Annotated in this window: 23 protein-coding genes; 16 read left to right on the top strand and 7 right to left on the bottom strand. The window is 38.4% G+C overall.

The window, feature by feature from the left end:
- The first annotated feature begins 77 nt into the window (after positions 1 to 77).
- The 3 genes from ABIB30_RS09370 (at position 78) to ABIB30_RS09360 (ending at position 2,399) form a co-directional block, all read left to right on the top strand.
- Positions 78 to 656, top strand: a complete 579-nt coding sequence (locus ABIB30_RS09370; protein WP_354301354.1) for a hypothetical protein — start codon at positions 78 to 80, stop codon at positions 654 to 656.
- Positions 657 to 765: 109 nt separating this feature from the next.
- Positions 766 to 1,752, top strand: a complete 987-nt coding sequence (locus ABIB30_RS09365; protein WP_354301352.1) for a hypothetical protein — start codon at positions 766 to 768, stop codon at positions 1,750 to 1,752.
- A 5-nt stretch (positions 1,753 to 1,757) separates the two neighbouring features.
- A complete protein-coding gene (locus ABIB30_RS09360; RefSeq protein WP_354301350.1) occupies positions 1,758 to 2,399 on the top strand; it encodes a hypothetical protein in 642 nt (213 codons plus the stop codon).
- Between the two features lie 77 nt (positions 2,400 to 2,476).
- On the opposite strand, the gene ABIB30_RS09355 is transcribed toward ABIB30_RS09360, so the two are convergent.
- From ABIB30_RS09355 to ABIB30_RS09345, 3 genes are all read right to left on the bottom strand, one after another.
- Positions 2,477 to 2,824, bottom strand: coding sequence for a hypothetical protein (locus ABIB30_RS09355; protein WP_354301348.1), 348 nt, complete (start codon positions 2,822 to 2,824; stop codon positions 2,477 to 2,479).
- Positions 2,825 to 2,877: 53 nt separating this feature from the next.
- Positions 2,878 to 4,290, bottom strand: coding sequence for an alpha-L-fucosidase (locus ABIB30_RS09350; protein WP_354301346.1), 1,413 nt, complete (start codon positions 4,288 to 4,290; stop codon positions 2,878 to 2,880).
- A 130-nt stretch (positions 4,291 to 4,420) separates the two neighbouring features.
- A complete protein-coding gene (locus ABIB30_RS09345) occupies positions 4,421 to 5,434 on the bottom strand; it encodes a catalase family peroxidase (RefSeq protein ID WP_354301345.1) in 1,014 nt (337 codons plus the stop codon).
- A gap of 188 nt (positions 5,435 to 5,622) precedes the next feature.
- On the opposite strand from ABIB30_RS09345, the gene ABIB30_RS09340 reads away from it, so the two are divergent.
- The 6 genes from ABIB30_RS09340 (at position 5,623) to ABIB30_RS09315 (ending at position 14,463) form a co-directional block, all read left to right on the top strand.
- Complete coding sequence (locus ABIB30_RS09340; protein ID WP_354301343.1) at positions 5,623 to 6,177, top strand: RNA polymerase sigma-70 factor; 555 nt, start codon at positions 5,623 to 5,625, stop codon at positions 6,175 to 6,177.
- Positions 6,178 to 6,269: 92 nt separating this feature from the next.
- Positions 6,270 to 7,286: a FecR family protein gene (locus ABIB30_RS09335; RefSeq protein ID WP_354301341.1), complete on the top strand. Its 1,017-nt coding sequence runs from the start codon at positions 6,270 to 6,272 to the stop codon at positions 7,284 to 7,286.
- Positions 7,287 to 7,383: 97 nt separating this feature from the next.
- Entirely contained in the window at positions 7,384 to 10,839 is a 3,456-nt protein-coding gene (locus tag ABIB30_RS09330; RefSeq protein ID WP_354301339.1) for a SusC/RagA family TonB-linked outer membrane protein, read from the top strand.
- 11 nt (positions 10,840 to 10,850) lie between these two features.
- Positions 10,851 to 12,323: a SusD/RagB family nutrient-binding outer membrane lipoprotein gene (locus ABIB30_RS09325; RefSeq protein ID WP_354301338.1), complete on the top strand. Its 1,473-nt coding sequence runs from the start codon at positions 10,851 to 10,853 to the stop codon at positions 12,321 to 12,323.
- Between the two features lie 15 nt (positions 12,324 to 12,338).
- Positions 12,339 to 13,619, top strand: a complete 1,281-nt coding sequence (locus ABIB30_RS09320; RefSeq protein ID WP_354301336.1) for a purple acid phosphatase family protein — start codon at positions 12,339 to 12,341, stop codon at positions 13,617 to 13,619.
- A 7-nt stretch (positions 13,620 to 13,626) separates the two neighbouring features.
- On the top strand, positions 13,627 to 14,463 hold the full coding sequence (locus ABIB30_RS09315) for a glycerophosphodiester phosphodiesterase family protein (protein WP_354301334.1): 837 nt from the start codon (positions 13,627 to 13,629) through the stop codon (positions 14,461 to 14,463).
- 62 nt (positions 14,464 to 14,525) lie between these two features.
- Here the strand turns inward: ABIB30_RS09315 and ABIB30_RS09310 are convergent, their stop codons facing one another.
- The 3 genes from ABIB30_RS09310 to ABIB30_RS09300 are packed head-to-tail and all read right to left on the bottom strand — an operon-like array spanning position 14,526 to position 16,108.
- Positions 14,526 to 15,059 (bottom strand): hypothetical protein, encoded by a 534-nt coding sequence (locus ABIB30_RS09310; protein WP_354301332.1) that lies wholly within the window; start codon positions 15,057 to 15,059, stop codon positions 14,526 to 14,528.
- 6 nt (positions 15,060 to 15,065) lie between these two features.
- The gene (locus ABIB30_RS09305; RefSeq protein WP_354301330.1) at positions 15,066 to 15,479 is read right to left on the bottom strand and encodes a tautomerase family protein; all 414 of its coding nucleotides are present in this window, start codon (positions 15,477 to 15,479) and stop codon (positions 15,066 to 15,068) included.
- Positions 15,480 to 15,532: 53 nt separating this feature from the next.
- Complete coding sequence (locus tag ABIB30_RS09300; RefSeq protein ID WP_354301328.1) at positions 15,533 to 16,108, bottom strand: Crp/Fnr family transcriptional regulator; 576 nt, start codon at positions 16,106 to 16,108, stop codon at positions 15,533 to 15,535.
- 124 nt (positions 16,109 to 16,232) lie between these two features.
- Here ABIB30_RS09300 and ABIB30_RS09295 point away from each other — a divergent pair, with 124 nt between their 5' ends.
- The 3 genes from ABIB30_RS09295 (at position 16,233) to ABIB30_RS09285 (ending at position 18,626) form a co-directional block, all read left to right on the top strand.
- Positions 16,233 to 17,096 (top strand): helix-turn-helix domain-containing protein, encoded by an 864-nt coding sequence (locus tag ABIB30_RS09295; RefSeq protein ID WP_354301326.1) that lies wholly within the window; start codon positions 16,233 to 16,235, stop codon positions 17,094 to 17,096.
- Positions 17,097 to 17,170: 74 nt separating this feature from the next.
- Entirely contained in the window at positions 17,171 to 17,962 is a 792-nt protein-coding gene (locus tag ABIB30_RS09290; protein WP_354301324.1) for an inositol monophosphatase family protein, read from the top strand.
- A 31-nt stretch (positions 17,963 to 17,993) separates the two neighbouring features.
- On the top strand, positions 17,994 to 18,626 hold the full coding sequence (locus ABIB30_RS09285; protein ID WP_354301322.1) for an NAD(P)-dependent oxidoreductase: 633 nt from the start codon (positions 17,994 to 17,996) through the stop codon (positions 18,624 to 18,626).
- A 94-nt stretch (positions 18,627 to 18,720) separates the two neighbouring features.
- Here the strand turns inward: ABIB30_RS09285 and ABIB30_RS09280 are convergent, their stop codons facing one another.
- On the bottom strand, positions 18,721 to 19,353 hold the full coding sequence (locus ABIB30_RS09280; RefSeq protein ID WP_354301320.1) for an NAD(P)-dependent oxidoreductase: 633 nt from the start codon (positions 19,351 to 19,353) through the stop codon (positions 18,721 to 18,723).
- A gap of 120 nt (positions 19,354 to 19,473) precedes the next feature.
- Between ABIB30_RS09280 and ABIB30_RS09275 the strand changes: the two genes are divergently transcribed.
- The 4 genes from ABIB30_RS09275 to ABIB30_RS09260 all read left to right on the top strand — a co-directional run bounded on the left by ABIB30_RS09275 (position 19,474) and on the right by ABIB30_RS09260 (position 25,340).
- Entirely contained in the window at positions 19,474 to 19,839 is a 366-nt protein-coding gene (locus ABIB30_RS09275) for a MerR family transcriptional regulator (RefSeq protein ID WP_354301318.1), read from the top strand.
- A gap of 216 nt (positions 19,840 to 20,055) precedes the next feature.
- On the top strand, positions 20,056 to 21,381 hold the full coding sequence (locus ABIB30_RS09270) for a sugar porter family MFS transporter (RefSeq protein WP_354301317.1): 1,326 nt from the start codon (positions 20,056 to 20,058) through the stop codon (positions 21,379 to 21,381).
- Between the two features lie 20 nt (positions 21,382 to 21,401).
- A complete protein-coding gene (locus ABIB30_RS09265) occupies positions 21,402 to 22,910 on the top strand; it encodes a glycoside hydrolase family 32 protein (protein ID WP_354301316.1) in 1,509 nt (502 codons plus the stop codon).
- 717 nt (positions 22,911 to 23,627) lie between these two features.
- Complete coding sequence (locus ABIB30_RS09260) at positions 23,628 to 25,340, top strand: sensor histidine kinase (protein WP_354301315.1); 1,713 nt, start codon at positions 23,628 to 23,630, stop codon at positions 25,338 to 25,340.
- Positions 25,341 to 25,381 lie beyond the last annotated feature (41 nt).

Below are 25,381 nucleotides of genomic sequence, written 5' to 3'. Positions count from 1 at the left end.
TATATTTTAATAACCTGCATCAGTTTGACTATCAGCTTATAACATAAGCTATCAAATTAAATAACAAATCCATCCTTATGAAAAATATACACCCGAAAACAATTTCCCTGTTCATCTGCTCATTGCTTCTCATCTTATCGGGATGCGGAAGTTCCCGTCACGTATTTCGGGCAACGGAAAAGAGCAAACAGGAAACTGCTCAGCAAACTAAAAAAGATACAGTGAGTTTAACGCTTGATCATTCATTGACCACTATCAGAGAAAAAACAGATACTATACTGATTATTCCCGGACAAGTAATTACCACAGACACTTATATTGATTACGATGATCTGGTGAATGGGGTAATGGCTATTAAAAGCCCGCTTGCAGAGGTCAGTTTAATTTTAAATCCTGTAACGAAAAAACTTTCGGCCAGAGCCTTGATCAAGGAGCAGGTGATCCCGCTGAAAATTAATAAAGAAACAGTTATACAAAAGGACCTGACGGTACTCTCCAGGAAAAATGAGTTTAGTTTAAATTCAAACAGGATTGAAGCTGAACAAACTGTTAAAGAAAAAGAAACCTTAAAATTAAGTTCATGGCTGCCCGCTTTGTTGATATTGCTTGCTTTGGGATCTGTTTTCTATTGGATAAAAAATAGAAGGTGGTCATGATCAATTGATTTTTGGCAGCTCAGCTAAGCGGTGTTTTGCTGTAAAAGAAAATTTCAAAGGCAGATCATTATTTATTAGCTTTAATTAATCGTTGTTAATTAGTAGAAAAATGAAACGTACTGCTATTATATTCTGGATGCTTTATATGCTGTTTTTTGCAATCCCATTTCCTATGATTTTGTATTATACGATCAATAGTGAATATGATATAACTGATCTTAAAGACAAAGATCCGTGGTTAGCACTAAGTGTTTTGGCTATTTCAGTTCTATTCTGGGCAATCCTTCTGGCAGGATTCTTTCAAAAATGGGTATTAAGCGTTTTTGTGAAAAAGCATCGCCTGGAAAAGCTGCTGGTTAATGGAATACGCCGGGAAGCTAAAATTCTAAGCGTAAGCAAGGTTTCAAAGACGGGCGATAAATATGATACTTATGAACTGGACTTATCCGTAAATAACCTGGCTGATACAGAAATTGTCCTGCGTAAAGTGAGGGTTACAGATAGCAGACCGTACGAACGTCGTTTTGCGGCAGGCAAAAAAGTTGCTTTGCTTATTGATCAGGAATTGAAACATATTCCGTGTTTCGTTTTTGCCAGTACTAAGGTGACTATAAATACAAAAGCTATCCTGCTTGGGATTCTAGGTTGGCTGGTCATGCTTGCTTTAATCATTGGTTATTATATTTATGCTTATCAGTCTGAAAGCTTTGGTATGGGCTGGCGCTTTATGAGTTTTGCACATCCGCTGATAGTTTGTTCAACGGTATTGCTGTTATATCATATTTTAGGAAAAATTGTTTTTAGAATAACAGAGAAAAAACCGGATAAGCTGAACCAGATCAGGTTTAAAGGGAAAAGGGCAGCTGCAAAAATTGTTAGTGCCCGTCAAACCGGCAGACTGATGAATGCACAGCCAGTAATCCATTTTGAACTTGAATATACTGATGATTACCAGCATAAATATCATAAAGGGCTGGAAAAAGTCGTGAATTTGCTTGATCTGAATAGTACTCAGCAGGAGCATATTGACATTTTTTTTCTTAGACAGAATCCGGAAAGTATTGCTTTTGCCAGTGATATTAATGAAAAAAGCTAAACACTATGAAAAAAGTATTTATCTCAATTATTTGTGGTAGTTTATTTTTAAGCTGCAAACCTGTTTCAAAAAGCATTGAAGATACCTTAAATTCTCAGGGGACTTCAGTCCATCAGAAGGAGCAGGGAAAAGATCATACGGTCACAAATAAAGAACAACACACTGAAGGAACGAAAACCGGATTTTTAAATGATACTGATAGATTACTCAGTGCAGAAGCTGCATTGAAGAATTTGCCTCAATACGCAGGAAAGGAAATCTTTATCTATCTGTTTCTTGGTTTTTATGATAATGGCACTATTAACGTTATGTTGCAGCATCCGGAAAACCCTGAGTATGTTGATGTTTATGATTATAGAGATGGAAAATGGTCTGCGCCTGTGCCTAAGCAATTATCATTACAGGAGGATATTCAGCACGGTCTGATTTCGCTGAATAAAGTCAGCTTCGCTACTGTAGCTCAGGTGAATAAAATCTATAGGGAAAAAGCTTCGGGGATTGATGGGGTGAAGCCATTAACAAATATCTACATCACTGTTGTAAATAATGTAATTGACTGGTATCCAATGAATATTGAAGGAAGCCGTGAACGGTATGCGATCCGGTTTAATACTGATGGGACATTAAAGTCATTCAAACAAGATTAAACAGGCTGATTTTAACTAATGGCGGAGATGATAAATCTTCTCCTTTGCCATTTTAGCTATTCAGTTCAATAATTTTATTATTGCTTATTCACAAAGATACCTCTGAAGGCAGACCAGCACGCGTTCTTTATATCAATAGGAAGGGCGTCTTTTACATAAAATTGAATACCGTTCTCATCATAGAAATAACGGAAATAATTTCCTAGTCTATCTGGTTTCTCACCTGTATGAATATTTTCACGATTAACCAGCCAACGAGAGTAAGTTACTTCAACGCCATTCAATGCATCCTCAAGATCTTTAATCTTGCCAGAGTTCTTGTCGCTGTTAATCATATCACTATAGTCTTTCATATCAAATATCCATTTAAATGGCAAAGGTACGGAATATAAAGGGGTTAAGAGACTATTGATCAGATTGCCCATTAATCGTACTCAAATCTTTACCTGATTTGAGTACGATCGGGCAGTTAATCTGGTTATCTTCTTTCGTTAAATACCCCAAATTCGGCGATTTCAACTGTTGAACCGGTACTTTCTATTTTAATCCTTACTTTATCACCATAAACGGTATTAAACCGGTGAATCTTTATTTTATGGTCATTCTCTCCAGAGAATAACGTTTTCCATACACCGTCCAAACGATATTCCAATCTATATTTCTTGATGGTTACCGGAGTTTTATCTGCAATCACAATGGTATTAAATGCTTTCTCTTTCTTAAACTCAATCTCATACCACGGTTTTTCAACTCTTGGATTAACCCTCCAGGACGTGTTGAAGTTATCATCATTCGCGAAATCCATAATATTCATATCATCGCTCCAGCTACCTTCTGAAGGTTGGTTTTTGGCCAGGTTAGGAGAAATTATTGGTGCATCTGCTGCGGGTAATTTCTGTGTAGCACCTTCATTTTTCCAGGCTTTACCTATTTCTTTTAGTGCTGCTAATGCGTTATCGTCAATTAATCCATCACGGTTTGGTGCTACGTTGAGGATAAAATTGCAATAGGCATTGTTGAAGGGAATGATATTGTCATTCACCATTTTTAGCGGATCTTTTACTGCGGTTGTTGGAAAAGATTTTTTCCAGAACCAGTTTTGCTGTAATGGCAAACAAGAAAGAGCAGGTAATTTATTGGTTTCTTTGGAGATATGTTGTCCTGCGCCCTGTTCATATGATTTGATATCTGTATAATACAATGCTTCTGAAGGATATTTTGCCGCATTCAGATCCATTACCAAACAGTTTGGCTGAATAGATTTAATCAAAGTATAAATCTCTTCAAATGGAATATCATCATAAGATATTCTTGACCAGGGTGCATCCCATCCATCTATAATCAAGGCATCGATTTCACCATAATTGGTTAGCAGCTCTGTTAATTGTGCTTTTACCATTTTGATATGCGCTGGTGTAATCAGGTTTGGTCTCAATTTATGATGTGTATCCAGAATTGAGTAATATAACATCACTTTCAGACCGTTTTTCCTGAAAGCATTGACGTATTCTTTAACCACATCTCTTTTTAACGGACTATTCATGACGTTGTAATCCGTAGTTTTTGTATCCCAGATGGCGAAACCACTGTGGTGTTTAGTGGTTAAACAGCCATAAGTCATGTGCGCAGATTTTGCGGCTTTTGCCCATTGTTCACAATCTAGTTTTTTAGGATTAAATATTGCAGCAGGGGCATCCGGATCTGGCCAGTCTTCATCCATATAAGTAGGGATATTATAATGGATAAACATCCCAAAACGCAGGTCAACAAAGTTTTGTTGTAAGCTGGCAAGGTCTTTTGCTTTGGATAAGGATTTATTTTGCCCCCATGAAAATACAGGAATAAAAATGAGCAGCAGGATAAGGAATGAAAACTGGTTAGATCTTTTCATAATGGATTGGTTCTGGAGAGGTCTTTTATAGATTTAGATTGCTAAATCCTTAAATCTAAAATATTTCCTCCAACCAGACAATCCTCGTCACACAATTAATACCCTTTGGGTAGAAGTTGTGAAACCTATTTTACTGTTGTCTTTCTTTAACAGAAATTGGATATGCTTTTGAACGGTCTTCCAGCATTGGATCTGCGATTGAAATACCATGAGGTAAATGATTTGGAATGAAAGATAATTCTTTATCCTCTGCAGGTGTGTTATCGGCTGCTTTATAGATTTCTATTGTTCCCAATAATACCTTTTTCCTGGAATCGGGCCATGCTATGGATGGATCTTCAATTTTGTCCCCTGCTTCAGCTAGTTGAGCATATAACTTAAATTTAACTGGATGCAAGGCTACCCTTTTTCTGATTTCGGCGCTTAAATAATCAGGTCCGGAAGCTGAAAGCTGTTCTTTGGTCAGAAAATGTTCTCCAGCTTCGGGAATGAACTGGTAACGGGCATAACGTGATTTTCCTTCTTTGTTTGTGAACTTGAAAGTATTCACACCGTAATAAGATAAGGTTCCATAACTTACAGAGGCCGGTTTTTGTGTCATTAGAAAAGTCTTCGCTATTGGATGTGTACCTAGAAATTTATCCAGGTTAGTGGGCTTTCTGGCATTGGCACCACTGGATCCTATAGCAAGTAACAGCGCTCTGAATTCATCAGTAGTTGCTACTGGAAAGCCATTAAAACTATGTGCAACGATATCAGTTGCAGACCCATCAGGTAAATGAAATTTTACTGCCATTCCTCTCGGGTTGGAGGCACCTGCAGTATCCGGAATATTTGGAATACCTGTGAAGTCAGAAAAACGCAGGGTTACAAGTACGGCTTTCTGTTGCAAATGAGGTGCAGTAGTGAGTTGATGTGCTTGCGGAGCAGGAGTGAATTTTGCTGTTAAAATGATTCCCTTCGCATGGACGGCACGAGCAGCTGGGTGCTTGCCGAATACTGTGTGTAATGCATCTACCATTTGAGCAGGTTGAGAAATCGTAGGGGTGTTTTGAGCCCGCAAGGTTACAGAAAAAGTGGTTAATGTAATGAACAGCAAGAAGGAACTTCTTTTGCTGTATTTAGGTGCTGAATTATTTATCATCTGATAGGGTGTTTGAATGATTTATTGTTTGTTTAACAAAGGTAAGTTCCCGGATATCTGATAATTGGTGACAAAAGTCACAGGAGGAGCTTAATTTTTCCCCTGTCTGCTGAATTTGATTGGCTGCTTCATTTAACATTTTGTTAATACGTCTGTCATTTGGCAGCTCTAATTTTGCTCCATATTTTATGGGCGAAAACAATACTGCCGGATTTAACGGAGATCATGTAAATAACTTCGATGGAAAAGCATTCGAGGATCTTTACCGGCGCATGTATCCTACGCTTAAGAAATATGCGATTTACCTGGTAAAGGATGTAGAGGAAGCTCAACTTATTCTGAATGATGTATTTATCGCCATCTGGAAAAATAAAACCCGGATCTCGAATGAAAAAGCATACCTGTTCCGGGCAGTAAAAAATGCTTCAACAAATTACCATAAGGTTTCCAGGTTAAATTTTCTGCACCTGGAGGAAGAGGAGTTGCCTGACATTCTGGATGAAACAGCAGATCCTGCTCAGCTTTACCTGGATAAGGATAGAAACCGGATATTATACAAGTTAATTGATCAGATGCCAGAACGCAGACGTTTGGTTTTCTATCTATATCGTATAGACGGTTTTAGCTATAAAGAAATCGCCGCTTTATTGGATATCTCAGTCAGAACAGTGGAAGACCATTTGGCCAGGGGCTTTCTTTTCTTGCAGGAGAGGATACTGAAAAACGAGTCAGAATTCCGGTAAAAAGACCCTTAACTATTTCTTAACGCAATGTTAACGTTTTGCGGCCCGTAGTGCATCCCTTGTTTCTTGTCTTGTTTCTATAAAGCATAGGAATGGATCAAGAGACCTGGAAATTTGTAATGGATTATTTATCCGCAAAGGAGAATGCCGGCGGCAATGTTCAGAAAATTGAACAAGAAGAGAAAAAGATACAAGAGTGGCTGAGTAAAGATCCCGGGCATCAGAAAGAACTGGATCGGGCTTTATGGCTATGGAAGCATACTGCAGCGCTGCCGGAGAATGACGAATGGAAGGAAAGTTTTAATGTTATACAAGCTTCTATACTTCAGGAAGCCCCACAAAAGGTCATTAACTTTAAACTCTGGCTATCTGTTGCCGCTATTTTTACGGCAGCTGCATTGTTCACTTTAGTCTATAAAGTACACCAACCAGTTTTACAGCAGACCAGCATTGCATGGGTCACAAAGTCTGCAAGTTCCGGAAAGATTATTAATGTGATGTTGCCAGACAGCACGCAGATCTGGTTAAACTCCGGTAGTAGCATAAGCTATCCGAAAAACCTGCGGCATGCCGATTTAAGAACTGTCATGCTTAAAGGAGAAGCATTCTTTAAAGTAAAACGTGATCCGCAGCATCCATTTGTAGTGCATAGTTTAAACATCCGGACGCGTGTGCTTGGCACAAGTTTTAACATTCGTGCCTGGCAAGGGCATCAAGCCGAAGTAACCGTTCTAACGGGTAAAGTAGCTGTTTCAAGAGATTCAGCAGGAACACAGTCTATAGCTATTCACCTGTTGCCAAATCAAAAGGCTGTCAGTAATTCTGCTAAACTACAATTGGAAAATGTGGAAGATGCCCGGACTGCTATGGGCTGGACTGAAGGCAAAATGGTTTTTGATCAGTTACCTGTGAAAGAAGTTTTTGAGACTTTAGAAAGGAGATACACAGTGAAAATTATTGCTGACCAGTCCTTTAAAGGATGTAAACTCACCGCGAAATTTAACAATATCAGCTTAAATGAAGTTTTGCAAACCCTTCAAATGACTTTAGATATTCATTACACAATCAATAAACAGACAATTTATATAAAAGGAGGCAAATGTAATTAGACAGCTATAAAGAAAAAGCCGAAGCATGTTGACGCATGCTCCGGCTAATGATTTCAATTTTATTTTAACCCATTCAATGATTAAAACATACAAAGTTATGAAAAAGTCCGCAGTGACTAATCAATTAATTTTTAAAGTAATGCGTTTCCTTACTCTCCTTTATTTTATGCTTACTGTCTTGTTCTTTGCTTCGCAAGCATCGCCTGTAAAGGCGCAGGAGCTGAATAACAGGATAAGTTTCAATTTTAAAAACGGCACTTTAACAGCATTGCTGAAAAGCATAGAAAAGAAAACCAAGCTGTCTTTTGTTTACACCAATACAGATGCAGTCCTGAACCAGCAGATTGAATCTGTTAAAGCAGAAAACGAAATGGTGAGCAGCCTGCTTAACCGCGTTTTGATCCCAAGACAGTTAACTTACATCATCCAAAACAACCAGATTATTATCAAAAAAGCTGTCCGGATTAAAGGTAAGGTTACTGATGAAAAAGGTTTGCCTGTACCGGGGGTAAGTGTGCTGGAAAATGGGAGTAATAATGTCACCACGACCAATCTGAACGGTGATTACAGCTTAAATGTAAGGGAGTCTTCATCTACTATTTTGTTTAGAATGATGGGCTATCAAACTAAAGAATTTGTTCTTAGAGGAGAAACAGCGGTCAATATCAGCCTTGTTCCGGATGAAACAGGTTTGTCTGAAGTAGTGATTACTGCTTTGGGTATTAAGCGAAATGAAAAAGCGCTCGGTTATTCTATTGCTACGCTAAAAAGTAGCGATGTGAATACGGTCAAAGAAGTTAATGTGGTGAATTCTATTGCCGGAAAGGTAGCGGGTGTAAATGTAGTAAGTACGGGTTCCGATCCGGGATCTACCGCCATGATTACTATTCGCGGGCAATCATCGATTGCGACCGATAACCAGCCGCTTTTTGTAGTGGATGGTGTTCCTGTAGCACATTCGCTGCGGGCTACTTCCGAAGTAGGGCGTTCTTCTGTAGATTATGGAAGCCCGGTTGCTGATATCAGCCCTGATGATATTGAAAGCATTACCATCTTAAAAGGGGCGAGTGCTGCGGCTTTATATGGCAGCAGGGCAGGAAGTGGGGTTGTACTGATTACCACAAAGAGCGGTTCATCGGCTAAAAAAGGTTTAGGCGTAAGCTTCAATTCGAACGCGATGTTTGACCAGGCCTGGATGTTTCCGCATTTCCAGAATCAGTTTGGTGCAGGAGAATATACAGATGATCCGGCAGTGAGCACCACCTCGGCCTGGGGCCCGCGTCTGGATGCAGGAACCAAGCATTTACAATGGAACAGCCCGCTTGATGCCCAAAGTGGAAAACCTATACCTACAGACTGGGTATCACACCCAAATAACGCTAAAGATTTTTACAATACAGGTTCTACTTATACCAATAACATTGCCATCACTGGTAAAAATGCGGATGGTAATTACAGGTTGTCTTATACCAATATGGTCAATAAGGGGATTGTGCCGCATACAGATCTGAGCAGGAATACCTTGAATCTGGCAGCAACCTATGTATTGCATCCTAAAGTAAAGATCAGTACCAATATTGGTTATGTAAATAATAAAAGCGATAACCGCCCTTCGGCTTATAGGGAAAGTGTGACGCAAATGGTTTATTCCATGCCTTCCAATATGAATATTAATGATTTGAAGAATTACTGGAAACCAGGCCGGGAGAACTTAGAACAATTTTCTCCGGATGATTCTGATAATCCATATTTTGTGGCTTATGAACACACCAATGGTTATGACAGAAATCGTATAACCGGAAATGTACAGGCGGTATTCGATATCACGAATGATTTGAGCTTAATGGTACGTACAGGGCTTGATTTATACAATGAAGAACATGAAACCAAACGTCCTTTTAGTGCGAAGCGATTTAAATTCGGAGGTTATGGTGTAGATAATTCTTTCTTCAAAGAGCAGAATACAGATTTCCTGCTTAGTTATAAGAAAACCCTGAATCAGGACTGGTCATTCGGTTTGTCGGTTGGTGGGAACCAAATGGATCAGACCAACAGAAGTACTGCTCAGCGTACCGAAAGTCTAAGTATTCCAGGGATCTATAATATCAATAACGCACGTGCAGGAACGATTACCAATGCGCAGTATAATTCCCGTAAACGAATCAACAGTTTATATGGAATGGGGCAGGCTTCGTTTAAGAACATGGTATTTCTCGATGTAACCGGCAGAAATGACTGGTCAAGTACCTTACCTGCTCAAAATAATTCTTACTTCTATCCTTCAGTTTCATTAAGTACTGTTTTAACGGATGTGTTTAAGATCAAATCTGACCTTTTATCCTTTGCTAAAATCAGGGCGAACTGGGCACAGGTTGGAAGTGACACTGATCCTTATCAGCTCTACAATACGATTCCTTTTAACCAGGATTGGGGAGATGTGAAAAGAGCGACCATTGAGTTTAACCTGAAAAACAACTTCTTAAAACCTGAAATCGCAACTTCTTATGAGTTCGGTGCAGACCTGCGCTTTTTGAACAACAGGTTTGGCCTGGATGTGACCTGGTATAAGACCAACAAAAGAAACCAGATCATTAATATTCCGACAACCATTACTTCAGGTGCATCGAACCGTTTAATCAATGCTGGAAACATTCAGAATAGTGGATGGGAAATCGGTTTGACCGCTGTTCCTGTTCAGGGAGCATTGAAGTGGGAAATCAATGCAAACTTTACCAAGAATGAAAATAAGGTCATCTCTTTAATGGAAGGTTTACCGGAATATTCTATGGGTAGTGCGGATGGAGATAATATTCGTTATTTGATAAAAGAAGGGACTAAAATCGGAGATTTTTATACACCAAGTTATACTAAAGTTCCCAGTGGACAGTACGCTGGAGCTGCTTTACTGGATAAAACAGGACACTATATTCGTAATAATGCTGAATATATAAAAGTTGGAAACTATAATCCTGATTTTACCATTGGTTTTAACAATACGTTCAGCTATAAAAACCTGACGCTTAATTTCCTTTTGGACTGGCGAAAAGGTGGCAATTTTTACTCGTATGTAGTTAAAAGTCTCATCAATGCGGGTTTAACGGATAATACCATTGCCGGCAGAGATGAACAAACCGGAGGTTTGCCATGGGTTGATTCGCAGGGTAATAAGCGAAATGACGGAATGATAATTCCTGGTTATATAGCTGGTGCAGATGGTACTTACAATGAAAATAAGGTCATTATTGCAGCATCTGATTTTTACAATAACACTTATAATAAGTATTATGAACGCTTAACCTATTCTGCTTCCTTCCTGAAACTCAGGGAAGCTTCTATAACTTATGTATTTAGTAAAAACGTGTTGGGCAAATTGCCAATAAGCAATCTTTCGATTTCACTGATCGGCAGGAATTTGTATACCTGGACTGCTAATGGCCTGGGATACGATCCTGAAACCACGATGAGTGTAACTGAAGGATTTAAGCTGGGTGTTGGCCATTGGACCTTACCTGGAACACGCTCTTTTGGCTGTAAACTAAGTTGTAATTTTTAATCCGTACCCAAATGAAATTCAGATATAAAACTATCCTGGTATTGTTCATGACCATACTGAGTGCCTGCACTAAAGATTTTGACAAAATCAATACCAATCCAAATTCTCCGGAAACGACCAACACAGAGTTCCTGATGTCTGAGGTCATCTTGTCTACAGCTTATGCTTACCAGGAAAATGCAGTAGGCAGAAGACCTGCTTCAGTGGCAAGGTATCTTACGCTGGTTCGTAATACTGGTTATGACCTGTTTGACTGGGGGCCGGTAGACTGGGACGATGTATATGCCCGTTTATCAGTTAATAAAACTTTGCTGGAAACCGCGCAAAGCCGTTCTGAGAACCAGTATGTTGCGATCAGTAAAATTATGAAAGCTTTTAATTTCGCTTACCTGACCGACTTGTATGGAGATATTCCTTATTCCCAGGCATTGAAATCGAAGGAAAGTAACCTCATTTATCCTGAATATGATCAGCAGCAAGTTATTTATCCTGATTTATTGAGAGAGTTGCAGGAGGCTAACGAACTTCTGAAAGGGAGTACCGGAGAGATTAATGCTAAAGGTGATGCGCTGTTTAACGGCAAGGCATTGCAATGGCGTAAATTTGCCAACACATTGCGTTTAAGGATGTTATTGCGGATTTCTAAAGTATATGGTGCCGCATTTACTGAAATGCAGACCATTGTTAATGACAAGACTACCTGTCCTGTTTTTGAAAGTAGTGCTGACAATGCAGCAGTTGCTTATCTGGGTAATTTAGCTGCATATAGCTGGCCTGGAGGACCACTGGCGATGATTGATTTTGATTATCAAAAGACAAAGGTAAGTAAAGATCTGGTAGACAGGCTTGTCCAAAGAAATGACCCGCGTTTAGGTCTTTGGGTGGAACCGGTTAAAAGTACAACAGGTTCAACTGTAGATCTTAATAAATATGTCGGCGTACCTAATGCGATTGACGCGCCCGCTGCCTACAATGGGGGAGAGGATCATGTTTCTGTTTTCTCTTCTGGTTTCTTTAGAAAAAATGGCGGTTCTTCCAATCCTTTACTGAATGCCAGTCTGATCACCTACACTGAGCAATGTTTTATCCTGGCAGAAGCGATCCAGAAAGGCAAACTCACGGTACCTGGAGAAACTGCTGAATCCATGTATTATAAGGGAATCAAGGAGTCTATGAAAAGCTATGGACTTACGGCTCCCGCAAATTACTTTGACCAGGCTTTGGTTAAATATGATGGTACATTAGAACAATTGATCACTCAGAAATGGATAGCGATGCTGTTTAAAGGATCAGAAGGCTGGTTTGATCAACGCCGGACTGGTTACCCTGCTTTTATTACCGGGCCCTTGGCTGCGGGTAGGGGGATTCCAAAACGTTATATTTTTCCAGATTCTGAAAGTGCTAAAAACAAGGTGAATTACCAGAAGGCTATCGCTGCTTTCGGCCCTGACAAAGAATCCACGCTAATGTGGTACCTGAAATAATTTAAAATTTATCAAATGAACAAATCTATATATACTGCTGCACTGCTTGTTATTGCAGCCTTTACAAATATTCAAGCTCAGGACTTTAGTCCAAAACCTTTTCCAGACCGCGTAATCTTAACCTGGAAAGGCAATACTGCTGTGAGTCAGACAGTAACCTGGCGTACGGATACTACAATTACAGGGGCTAAAGCACAAATTAAAGCCGAAGATTCCAGCCCTGCATTGGAAGAAGCGATTACAGCTTATGACGCAGCCTCCCGTTTATTGTCTGGTGGTCAGAACTATGCGACAGCGAAGTATCACAGTGTTACTTTTAACAACCTGAAACCAGGAACGGTATATGCTTACCGCGTAGGTGCTGGTGAGTATTGGAGTGAGTGGTTTCAATTTACTACTGCATCTGCTGATCAGAATAAGCCTTTTTCTTTCATTTATCTGGGGGATGCACAGAATGATATCCGGTCGAAGTGGTCGCGTGTAATCCGTAAGGCATTTGCTCATGAACCTGACGCACGTTTTATTATCCATACTGGTGACTTGATCAACAGGTCAAACAATGACAAGGAATGGGGTGAATGGCACTATGGTGGTGGTTTTATCAACGGTATGATTCCGAGTATGCCTTCACCAGGAAACCATGAGTATGTTCGTGATGAGAAAAGGAAGCTGATTTTAGACCCGCATTGGGGTGTACAGTATACTTTGCCTGGAAATGGCCCGAAAGGTTTAGAGGAGTCTGTTTATTACATCGATTATCAGAACGTACGTGTCATTTCATTGGATTCTCAAATGATTATCCTGGATGAGGCTTCTGCAAAGGCTGAGTATGAATGGCTGGAGAAAGTTTTAGAGGAAAATACGAAATTATGGACGGTGATCACTTTTCACCATCCTATCTTTTCTACCGCTAAAAGCAGGGACAATAAAGACTTCAGAGAGCGGTTTAAACCTTTATTTGATAAATATCATATAGACCTGGTTTTGCAGGGACATGACCATACTTATAGCCGTGGACAGAATTTACCACGGGGATTATCGGGCAGGGAAGCGAGCGGGCCTGTGTACCTGGTTTCTGTTGCAGGTCCTAAAATGTATAAAGTGGATGGCGCTAAATGGATGAATATTTCTCTGGAAAATACGCAGTTGTTCCAGGTGATTCATGTAGACGGCGAAAACCTGAAGTTTGAAGCGTACAAAACCACCGGAGAATTATTTGATGCTTTTTCTCTGAAAAAATCAAGTAGAGATCATGCGGCGGAATTTACAGATATGAACCCTGCTGCAAAGCAATAATTATTAAATGATGAATTGTAAAACAAACTTACTAGTACTTGTATTCAGCTGTTTTGCTTTGATCACATTTGGGCAGCGGGCGGTAGCTCCGCTTCCCAAATGTAAAAATGGCTTTATTGTAATTGCGCATCGTGGAAGTCATCTGGTCAAACCTGAAAATAGCATAGCTGCAATTGAGGAAGCTATTGAGCTTGGTGCTGATTATGTGGAAATAGACCTGCGTACAACCCGTGATGGTCATCTGGTTTTAATTCACAATGAAACTGTAGACCATACGACTAGTGGCAAAGGCCGGATTCAGGATTTGAGCCTGGACGAGGTGGCGAAGCTGACTTTGAATGCTAAAGATGGTCATTTATATAGCATACCTTCTTTTAGGGAAGCTTTAAAAGTTTGCAAGAACCGGATCAATATTTACCTGGATTTTAAGGAAGCTGATGTAGCACAGGCTTACAAAGAAATTAAGGCTGCAGGAATGGAAAAGCAAGTGCTGGTTTATCTCAATAAAGCCGAGCAATATACTTTATGGAGGGTAGTGGCTCCGCAAATGCCGCTGATGTCTGGTTTGCCTAAGCTGATCAAGAAAGAAGAAATGATCACTTTTCTCGATAAAATGCCATTGGAAGCAACGGATAATATTTCAGATCCGACACTTGTTGCCGCATTGAAGGAAAGCGGGTTGTCTGTGTTTTTAGATGTGCAAATGGCTGATGAAGATCCGGTAAAATGGAAAGCGGCAATGGATAAAGGAGTTCAGGGCGTGCAAACCGACCATCCGGAAGCATTAATCAGGTATTTGAAAACAAATGATTTGCGTGATGGTTTAAAGGTTTCTGGACTTTAGATCTTTCACTGCGAATGAGATTTGAGTCTAATCTCAAATCTCATTTTTATGTTTTTTACTACTCAAATCTTTTGCTTTTGTCTTTCTTCAAGACTGGGCTGCTTAAAGTAAGCAGTGAGTTCTAATGAATAAATCACACTTGTGATCTTCCACTTTCCATCTCTTTTGATCAGGCTCAGATATTTACCGCCCCAATTAGTCATTTTATCATTTGCCCAGAAACTATAATCCATAGTTACTGAGGCTACAGTTCCATCTTCAATGATTTTGATATTATCAAATTTGTCTTCTGTAGATTTATAATGGAACAGGGATTTTAAAAAGCCTTTATAGCTTCCTGAAAAATAACTGCTTCCTACTGCTTTTTTATCTTTTTTCGCTACTTCTCTAGCCTGTGAGCTATCTTTAACAGCAGCACACCAGGTAACATTGCCGTCATTGAACAAACTATAAAATGTAACAGAATCCTTTTCAATGACACTTTTACTGTACTGATTTATAATGTTATTGATCGCTGCTTTATCGTCTGTTTTTTGTTGTGCATATAAATGCTGAGCCGCCAGTAAAAACAGGAATAGCAGTTTTAATTGTCTCATTTTCTGTTAGCTAAGAGGTTTTGTTTTTTGATTATTTATATACTTGTATTCTATAGTTAAACCTTCATAACCATAGGCATCTGCTTTCATCTCCTGAATAGCAGTATAGCTTACCGGATGGATATCACCAAGAATAGCTGTTAATGAGTGATGGACAGCTTCAATATAGCTGGCTTTATCAATTTTTAGATTGGTAGAATCAGAAATCTTAATATGGAGATGGAAACTTTTTGTTTTTAATTCGGCAAGTGATTCTGAATTAACAAACCAGAGCTCATCCGAAATAAAGGAAACATTGACTACTGTGACTTCTGATCTCTTGTTTAAAACATCTTTGGTCAGTTGACTGATGCATTTTGCGAGTTCTTTTGCCAGAACTGGATTTTCCTTACCGCTTACTTGTAAATTGATGAATGGCATACCTCTTGATTTTAATAAATTAATGAGGTACAAAGCTATTGACAAGGCCAGGTCTATTTATTGATGTAGGTTAAGAGTTTGAGTCTGCTTAGCGATTCGGGTTCGATGCCCAGATAAGAAGCAATGTGGTATTGGGAAACACGCTGCTCTATTCCCGGATAAATAGAAGAAAGGTTTTCAAACCTTTCCAGAGCTGAATGTTTTAAAAAGGAAGTTTCCCTTTTACATTTCCTGATGAAATAGGTATCAGAAATATGTTTACTGAGCTTAAGAAAGGCACTGTCATTCGCAATTAAGGCATTGAGCTTTTCATAACTGATTGTATAGATGGTGCTATTTGTTAAGGCTTGTATATTGCAATTAGTAGGCATCTGTGTCAGAAAGCTTGTATAGGCGCTCACCAGGTCATGATCAAGATAAAAATCGTTATTAAATTCTTCTTTTGCATTCTGAACATAGGATCTGAGGGTCCCTGATTCTACAAATCCAATAAATTTACAGACAGCACCTTCGCGAATCAGATATTCCTTTTTCTTAATAGTTTTGAGCTGTAATTCGCCATAAAATGTGTCGAAATGCTTCTTATCTAAGCCTAGCTTTTCGGTGAACAGGGAGATTAATGATTCCATTGCCCTTGCGTATTTGTGAAATATAAGCTAAGGTAAAGCTTATTTGTACTGAAATATTGTTGATTGAGGGTGGATGAGTTATTATTACAAATAATTGTGTAGAATTGATTATAAAAGTTAATACGTGAAAGGTCAGCAAATTGATATTATAAAGTTTCCTCTATCGCCTCTGGCAAAAGCTGGTATCCTGATCAAGAATATGGCGGATAATAGTCATGTTGCTGAACATGATCATTCTAAGCCACATCGTGATGATCATTATCTGCTGATGATCGCTACAGGCGGTCAATTTGTGATTAACATCGACTTTGAGAACCATACAATCATAGCACCGGCTATGCTGCTTATCTTTCCCGGCCAGATTCACCATATTATTTCTGCCAGTAAGCCAGCAGGCTGGGTGCTTAGCATAGACCCGGCATTAATGGACAAAGAATTTCAGCCTATCCTGGAAAAAGGTTTTCGTCTGCCCGTATCATTAGATAAGCAATCTGATTTTTATGAGCATGCGGTTAATTTAACAGCGCAGATTGAAAAATTGCACGCATCCGGAGATAATCTATACACTGTACGAGCCATTCATTCGATATTGGACGCGCTGCTCGGCTTAATTGCGGGTGAAATTGCAACAATCCATCTGGCTGGCAAAACAAAAGCTAACCGGGCAGCTATAATTGAACAGTCCTTTATGCATTTGCTTAAACTACATTATAAGGATTGGAAACAGCCGGCTCTTTATGCTGCTGAACTGCATATCTCAGTTGCGCATTTATACGATACTATTAAGCATACAACTGGTGATTCGGTATCGATTTATATTCAGCAATATTGTATGCTTGAAGCTAAACGATTACTTTGTTTTACCAAACTGACGGTGAAGGAAATCGGTTATCAACTAGGTTATGAAGAACCTGTGTATTTTGGGAAGCTTTTTAAAAAGGTAACAGGGTTAACTCCGCTGCAATTCAGGCAACAATACCACGATTAGGACTATCATTCCAAGGTTTAACTATATTTTGAATTGCTTTTATCCACGTTCTTTGCTGTATAAAATAAGCAAGAATGAATAAGCAGATAAATGTTCAGGCCGTTTTAGATACGGTGAGACAAGCAGGAGACTTGTTTCTTAAACAATATAAGCAAAACACTATCCCAACCAGTAAGGAACAGTTTTTTAAACAATTGGAAGCAATTGACGAACGCTGTATGGCTGTGTTAAAAGCGGGATTAACTCCTGAGTTTCCCGATACTCCCTGGAATACAGTTGATGAATTTGATAACGACGGACAAAAGCAGCCGCTACCATTATCCGAATATTGGTTATGCGACGCAATGGATGGTGCAATACAATATTTGCAGCATATTCCTGGATGGACTATCAACCTGGTACTGATCAGAAATGGGGAATTATATTTTTCGGTGATTTATGATCCGTTATCAAATGAAATGTTCTGGGCTGAGCAGGGGGCGGGTGCGTTTATGAACGGTCAACCTATCCAGCCCTCGGCTAAGATTGATCCTGATATGATGCTTGCCGTTTTTGAATACGGACATCAGGAACCAGCTATACCCGGCTTTAATGAAAAGCACGGCGCTGCGGTGACAACATTGTTAAATAAATTTGGAGTAGTCAGGAATTATGGCCCCCATGGCTTGCAGCTGGCTTATGTTGGTGCTGGCAGGATTGATGTATTTCATCAATTAGGATTGGATACATTCAATTGGCTGGCAGGTATTTTAATTGCAAGGGAGGCTGGTGCAGCTATATTAAATGTTGATGGTGATTGCTGGAAATGGGGTGATGAAAGTCTGGCTGTTTCTGCACCAGGCATTGCAGGTAAGTTCAATAAGTAGAAAATACAAGTTCTCAATTAAACTCATAGACATGAATATTACAATTATAGGGGCATCTGCTGGTGTAGGGCTGGCTACGGTAGGGCAGGCATTAACACAAGGACATAAGGTGACAGCTTTGTCTACCAATACAGCTAGTATACCTCCGCATGCACATTTAACGCTGGTTAACGGCAGTGCGACTTCTGTCAGTGATTTGAAGAAGGTTATGGTTGGTGCCGATGCAGTAATTATTACCATTGGTACTAAAAATAAAAAGCCTAATACTTTGTTCTCTGATACTGCAAATGCGCTGGTTAAAGCTGGTGCAGCCTTGAATTTTAAAGCACCTGTTTTGGTAATTACAGGATTTGGTGCTGGGGATAGTAGCAGGTTTCTAAGTTTTTTTATGCGGATGGTGATCCGGCTTTTTCTGAAACATCAGTATATCAATAAGACACTGATGGAAGAAATCATTGCAAATAGTGAGCTTAACTGGGAAATTGTTCGTCCGGGGATGCTTAGTGACGGTCCTTTAACTAAAAAGTATAAAGCACTGCCGGATCTTTATAAAGGCATTAAAATCGGGAAGATATCAAGGGCCGATGTGGCGTATTTTTTATTGGAGGAAGCAAAAAATCCAACAATGGTTAAGCAGTATCCAGCATTAACTACTTTTGTTTAAAGAAAAAGGCTATGTCTTTCTGCTCTGCCCCAAAATAGTGTCTGATTTTTTGGAGGCAGGGCAGAAAGACGTTGCTCTTTTATGTACTGGTTCTTTAACTTTTACCTAAGTTGATAATTTGCCTTGTCCAATTATTTTCCTCAATAGCATCAAGCAAACATCTTGCACAATCAGCATAGGGTAGCAATTTGAAAGGCATTTTAGTCTTGATTCCTGCTATATATTGTCCTGTCGGCTGGGCGTGGGCTAAACCTGGAGCCCTGACAATAACCCAATTCAATGTGCTTTTTTGAATAGCTGCTTCAGCGATTACTTTGTCTTTGTAAGAATCACTGTAATAAAGACGTAGTATTTTAATGGCCAACCTTGTTAAGAAAGAAAATTCTTCACCATCTGATTGTACAAATCCACTCATAAAAACTAAACGCTTTACTCCTGTTTTTTCACAGGCTTTGACCATGTTAGTTGTTCCCAAAGACATTAAATTACCAACTTTTTTGTGGTTGGAAGGCCCAAAGCAGCTAATTACAAAATCAATGTTTTCGAGTGCTGCTACAAGGCTTTCTAAATCAGTTACATCTCCCTTTATAACTTTTAAGTTTTCCTGGAGTTGCGTAGACCTTGGAGATCTCTCTATAACCGTAACTTTATAGTTCGATTCAAGAGCCAGTCGCACTACCTCTTTGCCAGTGGAACCTGTGCTTCCAATTACTGCTATATGTTTCATTCTAATTGTTCGTTTTAGACTATTGATTTTTGTTTTGACAAAGTTAGACAGTAGTTTTGCTGGATACAACTATAGAGTATAGTCTATACATTAAATAAAGTTATCAACAAATTCAGGAACATGCTAATCAACGAATTATCAAAACGAACAGGGGTTACCATACATACATTGCGATTTTACGAGAATCTTGGTTTGATCAAAGGTAAAACTGATGAAGAGGTAAAATCTAATAAATACAAACAGTATGATGAGTCTCTTATTGAAACTATAAATTGGATTATAGCTTCAAAAAAAGCGGGTTTTACCTTGGCTGAAATCAATATCTTAATACAAGATTGGTTTAATGGAAATCTGACGTTAATTGAAAAGTTAGCAATAGCTAAAAAAAAGATTAATGAAGTTGACCTTAAGATTAAGGAGCTAAAAGAAGTAAGAAGGTTTCTGCTTCAGGCTAAAAAAGATGTGGAGAATGGACTGTGTTTATAATCAATTAGTGAAAGGTAATAGCAATATTTAAGAGGAAATGTAACTGAACTTTAAGCAGCGTGTTTAAGAATTTTATTTAATATTTTTTATATATTAAGTGTCTGTATATCAGCTTTTATTTGTTGTTGAAAAATTAGATGTTTTTGAAATAAATTTGCTGCTGATAAATTATGATTTTGTGCATATTAAACACGATAACCAAATAATAAACTCTTTATGAAAAAACATTCCGTCCTGGCCTGGTCCATGGTTGTAGCTCTTGGTGGCTTTCTGTTTGGGTTTGATACTGCTGTGATTTCTGGTGCAGAAAAATCTATTCAGCAGTTCTGGAATCTTTCTGCTTTCGCCCATGGGCTTACCATCTCTATTGCGCTTATAGGAACAGTAATTGGTTCCCTTATTGGCTCAAAACCCTCAGATCATTTTGGGAGAAAGAATACATTATATTTTGTTGCGGCTGCTTATCTGCTCTCCTCACTGGGAACTGCTTTAGCAGATAACTGGTATATATTTTTGGCATTTAGATTTTTAGGTGGGCTGGGAGTTGGGATTTCTTCAGTTACTGCACCTATCTATATATCTGAAGTTTCTCCTGCGGACCGCAGAGGTCGTTTGGTCGGCTTGTTCCAATTTAACGTTGTACTCGGAATCCTGATCTCTTACCTTTCAAATTACCTGCTGAGCCAGGTAGGAGAAGCATCCTGGAGGTGGATGCTCGGCGTACAGGCATTCCCATCAATTATCTTTTTGGTACTGATCTATTTTATTCCGGAAAGTCCACGGTGGTTAATACTTAAAAGAGGAGCTACAGAAAAAGCGCTGGAAATCCTTAGAATCATCAATCCACTAAATTGCAATGAAGAGCTTGCCTCAATTCAAAAATCTGGTTTAGCTAGTCAGAAGAGTGGATCTTCAGCTGGACTATTTTCTGGCAGGTATAACAAACCAGTGATCCTTGCTGTTTTGTTTGCATTTTTTAACCAGGTGTCGGGTATCAATGCTATTATTTACTATGCTCCAAGAATCTTTGAGATGGCTGGTTTAGGGGCACATTCTTCCCTTCTTTCGACCGTAGGCATTGGTATGGTCAATTTTATCTTTACACTACTAGCCATCAACATTATAGATAAAGTAGGGAGAAGAACCCTGATGTTTATTGGATCTATCGGACTGATCATTTCATTAGGACTTATTGCTTTTACTTTCCTGGGAGCAAAATCCAGTGGTTTTCAGATTCCGCTTTATGTGATGCTTTTTATCGCTTTTTTTGCTTTTTCGCAAGGTGCAGTGATATGGGTTTTTATTGCTGAGATTTTTCCAAATCAAGTCCGGGCAAAAGGGCAGACACTGGGAAGCTCTACACATTGGGTCATGGCTGCATTGATTGCATTTTGTTTCCCTTATCTGGCAGAATCTTTTGGAGGGGCTAACATATTTTTCTTTTTCTGTGCAATGATGGTGCTGCAATTAATATTTGTCTGGAGAATGATGCCTGAAACAAAGGGTCAGTCTTTAGAGCAGATAGAAACTGGAATTCACTAATAAATTAAGATGTTCTGGTTATGAAAATCAAATACATACTACTTCCATTCTTTTTATCTGCTGTAATAATTTCGACCAGATCAATAGCCCAATCTGTTCAACAAGAGAAATACAGACCACAGTTTCATTTCTCCCCAAAAGCACATTGGATGAATGATCCGAACGGAATGGTCTTTTACAATGGGATTTATCATCTTTTCTTTCAATATTATCCTAACGGTACAATATGGGGGCCAATGCATTGGGGGCACGCCACCACGCGTAATTTTTTAAATTGGGATGAAAAACCTATTGCACTTTATCCAGATAGTTTAGGGATGATTTTTTCTGGTAGTGTGATCGTTGATCAGCACAATACCGCGGGCTTTGGAGAAAATGCTTTTGTTGCCATATTTACACACCATAATCAGAAAATTGAGGAAGCTAAAACAGGGCTGCATCAGTATCAAAGTATTGCTTATAGTAATGATGAAGGAAAAAGCTGGACTAAATATAAAGGCAATCCTGTACTGCCGAATCCTGGAATAAGTGACTTTAGAGATCCAAAGGTGATGTGGTACGAGGCTGGTAAAAAATGGATTATGACTTTGGCGACAAAAGACCGGATAACTTTCTATTCCTCAGCAAATTTGAAGAATTGGAAAAGAGAAAGTGACTTTGGTGCAGACCTTGGCGCACATGGAGGGGTTTGGGAATGCCCGGATCTTTTTCCATTGGCACATAATGGCAAAACAGATTGGGTACTTTTAGTCAGTATAAATCCAGGAGGGCCAAATGGAGGTTCCGCAACCCAATATTTTACGGGTGATTTTGATGGCAATAAGTTTACAACAAAATCGAAAGCAGTGAAATGGTTAGACTATGGAACAGACAATTATGCTGGTGTAACCTGGTCTAATACCGGTAAACGTAAAATATTTATTGGTTGGATGAATAATTGGCAATATGCTAATCAGGTACCCACAAAAAAATGGCGTGGAGCCAATACCCTTGCCAGAGACTTGAGTTTAAATGAGGTTAAAGGAGATTTGTTTCTTTGCGCTACTCCGGTAAAGGAAGTATTACCCTTTTTAGAACCAATTTATAAGAAAGCCTTAGTCACATTAAATAAAGAAATAGATCTTTCAACTTATAGTGGCAGTTTAAATGGGAAGCTAAAGCTGGATTTTAATTTTGATAAGGATAAGAGTGTTAAGATCATTTTAAGTAATAAAGAAGCGCAAAAATTGGTTATTGGCTATGATAGTCAAACAGGGTATTACTATATTGATCGTACACAGGCAGGTAAATCTGATTTTGAAAATGGTTTTGCCCAAAAACATATCGCTTTAAGAATAGCCGAAAGCAAAAACATTAAGTTGAGTTTAGTAGTTGACGTTGCATCAGTAGAACTCTTTGCAGATGAAGGATTAACGGTAATGACGGATGTGTTTTTTCCGGAAAGCTTGATGAATGGATTGAAAATTTCATCCGAAAAAAGCGCCAGGCTAAGTGACCTTTCAATCTTCGGTATTAAGAAGGTAAGGTAAGCGTTGATTTTCATCGCAATAAATTAATAATTTATTGCTCTTTATGTATTTATTTATTTTAAAATGAAATGTCTGTGATTTTATTATAGTTATTAAGGAAATTTGATAAAGTGATGTTTTAAAAATATTGCGTGTTCAGGTTAATTTACATAATTTATACAAAACGTTTATCTTTAAAATAAAGTGTTTTTATGTGTGTTTAAACAGCGTTTATCTCCTCGTGTAAAATCTCAGATAAGAAAACAGGTATATATATTCTTGTTCATTTTGTTTTTTTGAGCTCAGTATATTGTTTTTAAGATTTTTATGAAAAAATATGTTAGATTTATTCATACAGAAGAACGCGTAAGAAAAAAAATATAACCATATAAAATATACGTTAATTCCTGCAATTACTATTGTAAATAGACTTTATCTGTTTGATTCAGTCTTTTCTGCACCATACCATCATCACTATTTAAATAACTAACTATGGATACTGTTAACCCAATTTCCCGGCTGTTTGGGAGCGTGCGTAATCTTCAAAAACCACGATGCAGTTCTTATTGCAGAAGAAAGATTCTGCTAAAATATCATCCATAAATCTGATTACCAGAGCGAAATGTAAATTCTGATTATTTCTTTTTAATTAATTCGAGCTGCTTTAAATAGGGGTGCGGCTTTCTTTGCCCCATTTTATAAAGAATAAAATCAAGGCTATGGACAAATACTTATTTAATGAGAATGATTAACCCTGTCTTGTCAAAAAGGATATTTGTTACGTTTTTGACTTTTTTTACTATCATTTGTGTATCGGCTGTTTATCTGGATGACTCTATGCGCAGAAAGCTGAAACATATATCAAAAATATCAGAAAGTGTTAAACTTGACCAATCTGCATCAGATCAGGTTATGTTACGGCTGCACCAGACAGAATTTTTTTTTCAGAAGTCGTTTTTAGATCAGTACGATAATAGAACCGGCCTTAAAATAAAAGTCTATAATGCAAAACTTTTACAAGTTTTTGATGAAATAGATTCAGTGATCAGAAAAAAACCGGAAACGGAGGGACTGTCTACAGAACAAACTAACAAAATGTGGAACTGGTATAGTAGAAAGCTGCAATTGTCAGATCGGTTATATGTACTCAAAAACTCATTAGACCACCTTTTAAGTTCTACTCTGGAAGCAAATTTAAGAAACAGAGTACGCTCGGATACAGACTTAAGGTTTCATTTGCCTAAAAGAAAACCTGAAAATTATGCAGGTATCCTGAAAAAAGTTAAACCAAAAAAAAATAAAGCCTTTTTTGGTAGAATAAAAGATGCCGTTATTAATAAAAATGGTGATAGTGATCGTGCCTTAGTGCTGAATAATAAACGCATATCAGAAGTTGTTGATTCGGTTGTGCGAAAAATCAGTGTAAATGATAAAAATGTCTATGAGAAGAAATTGAAGCAATTGCAGCTGGTCAACTTAAAAGTTATGGGTACTCATAAAAAGTTGATGTCTGTTAATGGTGAAATTATTGATTCACTTGAAAATATTATCAATGATTCCAAAGAAGTCAGTTATAAAATGCAACGCGAGTTTAACTACTCTGCTTTTAAAAGCCTTAAAGAAACGACATTGCTGATCAATAAATTTTTCATTGCAGCTATATTGATGATCTTAATATTTGCTGTTTTGCTAATTGAGTTTTTAATTAAACTTAACCGCTCTGAAGCGATTTTGCTTATGAAAAATGAGCAGTCAATTGTAATGGCGAAACAGAAGATGGATTTGTTGCTTTACATGAGCCATGAGGTACGCCATCCACTTACTGCAATCAAGAGCTTTCTGCATTTATTTGGTAAAGCTGATTTATCACCAGGGCAAATAGAAATGCTCGAATCCATCAGGTTTTCATCAGATATGCTACTGCACACTTTGAGTGATACTTTGGATGCTGCGAAATTGGAAAGCTCAGAAATTAAGGTTAGTCACGCTCCTTTTAATCCTCATGCTTTATTTGGCGAGGTCATGGACGGTTTAAGTTATGGTGCCATTAAAAAGAACCTCAAAATGGATTACCAATTTAAAGGGGACGAACACGCAATTGTACTGGGAGATGCTTTGAGATTAAAACAAGTCTTATATAATTTATTAAGTAACGCTATTAAGTATACTAAGGTTGGAGGTATAAAAATTAAGGCTAACCTATTATCAATTAAGGGTAATTATATCTTATATGTTGATATTATAGATACCGGCGAAGGGATAAGCTTTGAACAGCAGGTAAACTTGTTCTCAAAATACCATCAAACAAATTCGGCCCTTGGAAAGATCGGAACCGGACTTGGCTTATATCTCTGTAAACTGCTGGTCGAGATGCAGGAAGGGAAAATTAATATGACCAGTAGTGTGATTGGTAAGGGGAGTACATTCAGCTTTTATATTCCTTACGAATAAGAAGTTATCATACGCAAAAAAAAATATTCATTTGCCTGGCT

Origin of the sequence: Pedobacter sp. UYP1 (assembly GCF_040547305.1) — a bacterium.
In the GTDB taxonomy this organism is placed as follows: domain Bacteria; phylum Bacteroidota; class Bacteroidia; order Sphingobacteriales; family Sphingobacteriaceae; genus Pedobacter.
Note: the sequence above shows the minus strand (reverse complement) of the source record. Positions and strands in the feature narration are given on the sequence as shown.